Here is a 6,570-nt window from a genome sequence, read left to right as displayed (position 1 = left end):
TATAAGAGTCAGCCCCTGTGGTGCCCCGACCCCCGGCACCGCCCATGAACACACTGGAGGGGCCTCACCGTGAGGCCCCTCCATCGTCATGCACACCCGTTGGTTCTTCCGGTCACCACTCGTGCCTCTAGCGTCGGCGACGCTGTCGCTTGGAAGCGAAGACCAGGAACGCCAGCGGTAGGAACACCAGTCCTACCGCCAAGGCCCCCGCCGCGGCGAACAGCATGGCGTCGGACGAAGTCATCGCCCACTGCGCCATACCCGCTCCCAGGAGGACCGCCACCGCGACCGCGGCGACGGCGATCATGCCGAAGAGCCAGGTCAGCCCTCGGTCACTCCAGGGTTCGGGACGCGCGTGTTCGATCCCCGCCAATGTGGAGCGGACGCTGAGCTCGGTCGCCCAGCGCAGTTCCCGGCCCACGGTGGCCGTACCGTCGGTGACGACGCGAGCCCGTGTGCGGGCCCCCATCGTCACCTGGTCCAGCCGCCACAGCCCGTAGCGAATCCTTCCAACGCGCAGTGGTCGCCGACTGACTCCGAGTGCCTGTTGAGCTGTAACAGCCATGCCACCTGCCTCAGTGCACCTCGACCACTAACCCCTCTTGAGCCCGTACCCGCCAAGATCATTACCGAACGTCGCGAAGGGGTGAAGATAGGTGCATGTGGCCCTAAGGATGATTTACCTACCCCCGAGGTGATCATCCGTTTCTGTCTGGTTCAGCGCCCGGTCGGCATCGAGGCCCGTTTCCGGGTAGCGTCATCACCATGGCTGACGCATCGGACCAGGCACCGCGTTCCAACGCCGGAGCCGCACAGGACCTGCCCACGAACGAACAGGGGTGGCGCGAGCGCCTGGACCCCATGGAGTACGCGGTACTCCGTGAGGCGGGTACCGAGCGCCCCTGGACCGGCACCTATGTCGACACCAAGACCACGGGCGTCTACCGTTGCCGGGGATGCGGGACCGAACTGTTCCGCTCGGACGAGAAGTTCGACTCCAACTGCGGTTGGCCGAGCTTCTTCGATCCGGCCGACTCCGAAGCCGTGACCCTGCACGAGGACGGATCCCTCGGCATGGCCCGGACCGAGGTGCGGTGCGCCACCTGCCGCTCCCACCTGGGTCACGTCTTCCGCGGCGAGGGGTACGACACCCCCACCGACGCCAGGTACTGCATCAACTCCGTAGCGCTGTCCCTAGAGGCCACGGAGTAGGCTTATCTTTTCGGTTCGCCGGGTATCCCGTGGCCACGGCCATGGCGGGGTACCCGGCACCTCACCGATTCCCGCCCCCGTGGGATCAGGGATATTCTCACCAGCGCACCGACGATCGACCCCCTGGTCGAACGGAAGCCGCGCGCACGGCGGGGATACCTCACCCGGTGACCGCGCATCGCCCCGCCACCCGTACGGGGCCCGACCCTCACAGCGGTGACCGATGTGCGGGCGAACCGACCGACCCGCGACGAAAGCGCCCGATGACCGACGACTCACCTTCCTCCTCCGTCTCCCCACGTCCCCCGGCCCGACCTCGCATGGGCATGGCCCAGGGTTCGGCCCCTTGGTTGGTACCGGCGTTGGGTGCCGCGGGTGCCGCGGCCCTGGCCGCACGGGGTTCCAGGGCACGAACCCTGGCCGCCCTGCCCGTGATCGCCCTCGCGGCGGGGATGACCTGGTTCTTCCGCGACCCGGACCGCGGCCCGGCCACCGGGCGTGTGCTGTCCGCGGCCGACGGCGTCGTCCAGAGCATCGACCCCCGGCCCGACGGGCGTACGCGGGTCGCGGTCTTCATGAACCCCCTCAACGTGCACGTCAATCGTGCCCCCCTTGCCGGAGTCGTGACCGGCGTCGAGCATCGCCCCGGGGGATTCCGGCCCGCCTTCGACAAGGACAGCGAGCGTAATGAACGCGTCATCTGGACCCTTGAAACCGAGATCGGTGAGATCACGGTCGTTCAAATCGCCGGCGCGATGGTCAGGCGTATCATCCCGTATCTCGCTGCGGGGCAGAAGGTCGAACAAGGCGAGAGGATCGGCCTCATCCGGTTCGGGTCACGCGTCGACGTCTACCTTCCGTCCGGGGTCGCCCCGGCGGTGGAGATCGGCCAGAAGGTCCGCGCCGGGGAAACCCGTCTTGACGCCGGCTGACACCACGAGTGCGCCGGAGACCGGTGAGGCCCCGGAGGAGGCGCCCAGGCTCCGCCTGGGAGTCGCCGACTACCTGACCCTGGGCAACGCCCTGTGCGGTTTCCTGGCCGTATGGGCCCTGGCCACCGCGCAGAGCGCCCATCTGGCCGCCGGCGCGGTCGGCCCGCTGCCCAAGGCCGCGTTGGCCACCGTGGTGGGCCTGATGATGGTGGCGGCCGCCTTGGACGTGCTCGACGGCCGTGTCGCCCGTAAGTGGGGCGGCAGCGGCATGGGCGCGGAACTGGACAACCTCGCGGACGTGATCAGCTTCGGTGTCGCCCCGGCGTTCTTCTTCCTCGTGTGGGGCACCATCACCACCGAAGGCGCGATGTGGCCCTTGGCCGGCGCGAGCGCCGTACTGCTCGCGGTGATCGTGCGGCTGGCCCGCTTCTCCTGCCAGACCCCCGGGGCCGACTACTTCACCGGTCTGCCGTGCCCGTTCGGGGCGATGGCCGTGGTGACGATCGTCCTGTTGGACCCTCCGGCCCTGGTCGGCGTGGCCGCGACGCTGCTGGTGGCCTGGCTGATGGTGAGCCGCATGGAGTACCCCAAACCCAAAGGTCGCAAGGCCTACGTGGTACTGGGGCTGCTCGCGGGCGGCGTGGTCCTCATGGTCGCCTGGGGCCTCGGTCTGCCCGCCGGTGACGTGCTCATCTACCTGATGAGCGCCATGGTGTTGGCCTTCATCATCACCATCCCGTTCTACGTGATCGCCACCCGGCGGGGCGCCACCACGCCCCGGGGTGAGAGCACCCCCGTCGAATAGACACGGTCGAACAGGCACGCGAACGCGAGAGGGACCCCGCGACTCCGGTGGAGTGGCGGGGTCCCTCTTCTTTCGCGCGTGGACCCGTGTCCGGTTACGGCAGGGAGGCGACCAGCTCGGCCGCGCTCTTGCGACGGCCGCTGTAGAAGGGGATCTCCTCACGGGTGTGCAGGCGGGCCTTGGCACCGCGCAGGGTGCGCATCAGGTCCACGATGCGGTGCATCTCGTCGGCCTCGAAGGCGAGCAGCCACTCGTAGTCGTTGAGGCCGAACGAGGAGACCGTGTTGGCCCGCACGTCCGGGTACGGGGCGGCCATACGGCCGTGCTCGGCGAGCATGGCGCGACGCTCGTCGTCGGGGAGCAGGTACCACTCGTAGGAGCGCACGAACGGGTAGACGCAGATGTTGTCGCGCGGCTCCTCACCGGCCATGAAGGCCGGCACGTGGCCGCGGTTGAACTCGGCGGGGCGGTGCAGGCCCATGACCGACCACACCGGGGTGGAGGCACGGCCGATCCGGGTGCGCCGGAAGTCGGAGTAGATGTCCTGCGCCTGGTCGGAGGTGTCGGCGATCCACCAGAACATGATGTCGGCGTCGGCGCGATAGCCCTGCACGTCGTAGCTGCCGCGCGTGGTGACGCCCTGTTCGGCGGCCTTGTCGAGGAGCGCTTGGAGCTCCTCCGCGGCGGCGTCGCGGTCCACACCCTCCAGGCTGTCGACCTTGAAGACCGACCACATGGTGTAGCGGATGATTTGGTTGAGGTCGGTCCCGTCCTGCGTGATCGACTCGTTCTGCCGGCCTGTCACGGGTTGACTCCTTGCTCGTTCGTTCCCTCGGCGCTTCGGGCGCCGCGGCTGGTGTGGCTGTGGTCGATGAGCGTGTCGGCCAGACGCGCGGCCTCGCGGCCGGCGTCGGCGACACAGGCGGGGATGCCCACTCCCCCGTAGGCGGCTCCGCACACGCCGAGTCCGGTGCGGCCCTCCACGTCCGCGCGGATCCGCTCCACCCGACCGGCGTGGCCGACCCCGTACTGCGGTAGACCGTCGGTCCAGCGGGTCACGCGCGTCTCGACGGGTGCGCCCCTCATCCCGGTCACCTTCGTCAGGTCGGTGAGGGCGGCGGCGGCCAGTTCCTCGTCGGAGCGGTCCAGGACGGACGCCTCTCGGAAACGGCCGATGGAGCATCGTAGAACGACCAGGTCCGCGCCCGGTTCGACCCTATCCAGCTCCTGGGCGATCCAAGGCCACTTGTTGCTGGAGAAGGTCGCGGCCTTGATGGTCGTCCCCTCCCCCGCCGGAACCAGGAATCCGGTGCCGGTCAGGGGCTCGGGGAAGGCGGAGGCGGGCAGGGCGAAGGTCACCAGGGCCATGCTCGCGTAGTCGACTCCGCGCAGTTCACGGGCGGCGGTGGGCGCGGTGTCGGCGAGGAGCCTGGCGGCCTCGGCGGCCGGGCAGGCGAGCAGCACCGCGTCGCAGGCGATCTCCTCGACCCCCTGCGCGCTCTCCAGTCGCACGCTCCAGCCTTGCGAGGTGCGGGCGAGGGCCTGGACTCGGGTCCCGGTGCGCAGGTCCTTCTGGCGGGCGGTCAGGGCGTCCACGACGGACGCGACCCCTCCTCGCAGGGAGGCGAAGACCGGGCCGGCCTTGGTGGGCGCCGAGCCCCGCCCCTTCAAGCTGCCGTGCACCGCCCGCATCAGCGAACGGTCCGACCGGGCCATCGGCGCGATCTGCGGCAGCGTGGAGTCGAGGGAGAGCTCCTCGGCCCGGCCCGCGTACACACCGCCGAGCAGGGGTTCGACCAGTCGTTCCACCACCTGGCGCCCCATACGGGTACCCACGTAGGTCGCCACCGGTACGTCCGAGCGCACCGGGGTGCTCGGCCAGACCAGGTCCAGCGCGGCCCGCGCGGTCCCGGCCGGGGACAGCACCCCGCTGCGGGCCAGGGCCCGCAGGTCGCCGGGCACGCCCATGAGCTGCCCCTTGGGCAGGGAGCGGATGCGCCCTCGACTGTAGACGGCGGCCGAACCGGGGCCCGGGTGGACGATCCGGTCGTCCAGTCCGAGCTCGGAGAACAGCTCCACGGCCTCGGGTCTGCGGGCGAGCACCGCCTCGGCCCCGGCGTCGACGGACACGCCCGCCACCGGCGAGGCGCGCAGCTTGCCCCCCGGAACGTCCGCGGCCTCCAGCACGGTGGTGGTGATCCCCCGGGCGTTGAGACGGTACGCGGCGGTCAGTCCGGAGACCCCGCCCCCGACCACGACGACATGCGGTGCTTCAGGCATGTCTCCAGCCTTCCAGATGCCGTGCGTCACAGCGTCCCGCCTCGCCCCTACGGGACGTCGGCCGGACGGACGTGCCCCGATGACCCGTGATCGAGGGGCGTCCGACCCGTTGTCCCGCCGTTACCGGATGAGCAGAACGCGACCCGGTTCCGTCACGTCGAACAGGTATGGACACTTCAACGCCTTCGGGTCCAGGGCGCGTCGTCACGCTGATGGCCTCCGCCGTCCTGGGCGCACTGTTACTGACCGCCTGCGGCGCTTCCCCACAACAGGCGGACTCCGAGGCCTCCGGGAGTTCGGCCCCCGATTCCCGGGATCTCACCGCGCCCGAGAACGCCGACGCCGAGGCCCCCGAGGCGGCCGAGCAGGACGGTGGTGAGTCCGAGTCCGTCGACTCGGTCGGCTCCGACGTGGAGATCGACGACCGGCAGCTCATCCACACCGCGCACATGACCGTGCGGGTGCAGGACGTGGCCGAGGCCTCCGACGCCGCCAAGGAGCTGACCCGGGACACGGACGGGTACGTCGCCTCCGAACAGCTGTCCACGCCCGCTGACGGCACCCCCGAGGGGGAGCTGACCCTGCGCATCCCCAACGGTGAGTACGAGGGAACGCTCACCGCCCTGGCTGAGCTCGGCGACCGCTCCGACATCGAACGCTCCGTGGAGGACGTCACCGAGGAGATCGCCGACGTCGAGAGCCGCATCGAATCCTCCGAGACCGCTCTGGAGTCGCTGCGCGGCTACCTGGAGGAGGCCGAGGACGTCGACGACCTGCTCCGGGTGGAGCGGGAGATCCAGGACCGTCAAGCGGACCTGGAGTCGTTCCAGGCCCGGTTGGAGACGTTGCGGAACCAGACCTCGTACTCGACGGTGCACCTGACGCTGCGACCGCCCGCCACCTACCTGGAGGAGCGGTCCGACGACGAGTCGATCGGCTTCCTGGGTGGGCTGGAACGCGGCTGGCGCGCACTGTTGTCGCTGGGTGAAGGCCTGTCCGTGCTCGTGGGCTGGCTGGCGCCGTTCGCCCTGGTCGTGGCGGTGATCGGAGCCTGGCCGCTGTGGCGGTGGCGTCGTCGCCGGCAGGAGAACCCGAACGCGGGCGGCCGGAGCGGACGCCGGTTCGGTCGGGTGCGTCCCCGTCGACACCGGGCGCCCGTACCCGCCGGGACACCCTCCACGACGGGCGGACGCTCGGGCGAGGGCACCACCGACGAGCCCGGGTACGTGCCCGAGGACCGGCCGAACTCCGAGGGCGTCGAGGGCGTCGAGAGGCCCGACGACGTCTCGGAAGCCGGTGAGGAGGGCCCCGACGGCCGATCGGGTTCCTGACCTCGCCCCC

7 protein-coding genes are annotated in these 6,570 nt (G+C 70.3%); 4 read left to right on the top strand and 3 right to left on the bottom strand.

Annotation, left to right across the window (positions count from 1 at the left end):
• Positions 1-127: 127 nt before the first annotated feature.
• Positions 128-565, bottom strand: a complete 438-nt coding sequence (locus tag BQ8420_RS10795; RefSeq protein WP_087097931.1) for a hypothetical protein — start codon at positions 563-565, stop codon at positions 128-130.
• Positions 566-765: 200 nt separating this feature from the next.
• Between BQ8420_RS10795 and msrB the strand changes: the two genes are divergently transcribed.
• The 3 genes from msrB (at position 766) to pssA (ending at position 2,949) form a co-directional block, all read left to right on the top strand.
• On the top strand, positions 766-1,212 hold the full coding sequence (gene msrB, locus BQ8420_RS10790; protein ID WP_087097929.1) for a peptide-methionine (R)-S-oxide reductase MsrB: 447 nt from the start codon (positions 766-768) through the stop codon (positions 1,210-1,212).
• 263 nt (positions 1,213-1,475) lie between these two features.
• Complete coding sequence (locus tag BQ8420_RS10785) at positions 1,476-2,144, top strand: phosphatidylserine decarboxylase (RefSeq protein ID WP_087097927.1); 669 nt, start codon at positions 1,476-1,478, stop codon at positions 2,142-2,144.
• Positions 2,131-2,949 (top strand): CDP-diacylglycerol--serine O-phosphatidyltransferase, encoded by an 819-nt coding sequence (pssA, locus tag BQ8420_RS10780; RefSeq protein ID WP_087097925.1) that lies wholly within the window; start codon positions 2,131-2,133, stop codon positions 2,947-2,949. Before BQ8420_RS10785 ends, pssA begins: the two co-directional genes overlap by 14 nt.
• 94 nt (positions 2,950-3,043) lie before the next feature.
• On the opposite strand, the gene hemQ is transcribed toward pssA, so the two are convergent.
• Positions 3,044-3,754, bottom strand: a complete 711-nt coding sequence (gene hemQ / locus BQ8420_RS10775) for a hydrogen peroxide-dependent heme synthase (RefSeq protein WP_087097923.1) — start codon at positions 3,752-3,754, stop codon at positions 3,044-3,046.
• Positions 3,751-5,229, bottom strand: a complete 1,479-nt coding sequence (hemG, locus tag BQ8420_RS10770) for a protoporphyrinogen oxidase (RefSeq protein WP_200815886.1) — start codon at positions 5,227-5,229, stop codon at positions 3,751-3,753. Before hemG ends, hemQ begins: the two co-directional genes overlap by 4 nt.
• Positions 5,230-5,441: 212 nt before the next feature.
• On the opposite strand from hemG, the gene BQ8420_RS10765 reads away from it, so the two are divergent.
• Entirely contained in the window at positions 5,442-6,560 is a 1,119-nt protein-coding gene (locus BQ8420_RS10765) for a DUF4349 domain-containing protein (protein WP_235006061.1), read from the top strand.
• Positions 6,561-6,570 lie beyond the last annotated feature (10 nt).

Source organism: Nocardiopsis sp. JB363 (genome assembly GCF_900143625.1).
GTDB lineage: Bacteria > Actinomycetota > Actinomycetes > Streptosporangiales > Streptosporangiaceae > Nocardiopsis.
Note: the sequence above shows the minus strand (reverse complement) of the source record. Positions and strands in the feature narration are given on the sequence as shown.